Consider the following 1,183-nt stretch of genomic DNA (forward strand, 5'->3'; position numbering starts at 1 on the left):
ACTCCGTCCGCTATGTCATTGACCGTAAACGACTTTTCGCGGCTCGCCACCGCTACGACTTGTGTGTAATGAGGTGGGCTAAACGGCCGCTTGTCGGAAAGTTGCAGGAGATGACCACGCGAACGCCGCCGGCCCGAACCTACTGCGCATAGAAGCCCGACCCCACCAAGCCTGGAACTCCGTCAATCTTGACTGCCTTCACGTAGGTCCATTTATGCGATGACTCAGTCTGCCCCGGTCTCAGGAACATATAGTCGACCCAGCCCGATCCCGTTGTTTCAGCCGTCTGGATCATCGCGTCATGAAAGAGCTTGCCGTTGGTATCTTTCTGGCCGCGAACGTTGGTCCCTTCCCGTGCAGGGAAAGCCGGATTCAACAGTACATTTGCGTTCAAATCGTAAGCAAACAGATAGGTGTCGCCATGGAACCACTCACTGCCTTTGATCCTGAACTCGGATAACGCGGCTTTGCCTCTGCTGTCTATCAACGCGGCGGCCTTCTCGACCAGCGCTTTGGTTTGAGCTGCTGTGTCGGACGTCGGAGGAGATGACTGAGAAAATGCAGGTGACACGGGGCAGAAGGATCCAGCCAATAACAAGATGCCGGCGAAGATGGATTTGCCGTTCATTGCACGATCTCCAACCATTGGTTTCAGCGCTGCACCGAAGGACAGCGTGTGGAAGAGAAGCACCTACTCGCATGCAAAAGACTAGTCCATGAAGCGTAGCTCGCCCAGAATAGTTTTGCCGCATGGTATAGGCGACGCGATAACGGACGTTCGCGAATGTCGGTAACGGGCCGTTTATTCGCGTTCCGATTCGCCATCGAAAATCTGACACGGGGCAGCCCAATCGACAGCTCTGTAGAAGGTTCATCGAGCTGGCACTCTCGGCCACTTGCCGCCTTTCGCCAAGACCATCGCTCGGTCATTCAAACGACTGCTGCGCTCCGAAATCGGCCGTCCGCTGATCGTTGGACGCCTTCGTTGCGCGGATTTCTGAAGTAACGCTGGCTGAGTCCACGCAGCAAACCTGCGATACGGCGTCTCCATGACCGTTGTCCAGCCACTGCAACCGAAATTTCAACGCAGCGGGCTTAGTCTTGACGTAAGCGACTCGGCACAACCGTTTCCCACTGCTGAATATTTCGACGCATGATGGGCGCGTTCAGCTTGACGGAGACA

1 protein-coding gene is annotated in these 1,183 nt (G+C 55.5%); it reads right to left on the minus strand.

The annotated features are described in order from the left end of the window. Positions 1 to 139 precede the first annotated feature (139 nt). Positions 140 to 628 (minus strand): cache domain-containing protein, encoded by a 489-nt coding sequence (locus NCR38_RS33990; protein WP_250478538.1) that lies wholly within the window; start codon positions 626 to 628, stop codon positions 140 to 142. Between the last annotated feature and the right edge of the window lie 555 nt (positions 629 to 1,183).

The sequence above is a fragment of the Caballeronia sp. INML1 genome (assembly GCF_023631085.1).
Taxonomy (GTDB): Bacteria; Pseudomonadota; Gammaproteobacteria; order Burkholderiales; family Burkholderiaceae; genus Caballeronia; species Caballeronia turbans.

Bases quoted from the DNA above. Each gene is read 5' to 3' on its own strand.
- NCR38_RS33990 (WP_250478538.1), bottom strand. From the start codon at position 628: ATGAACGGCAAATCCATCTTCGCCGGCATCTTGTTATTGGCTGGATCC.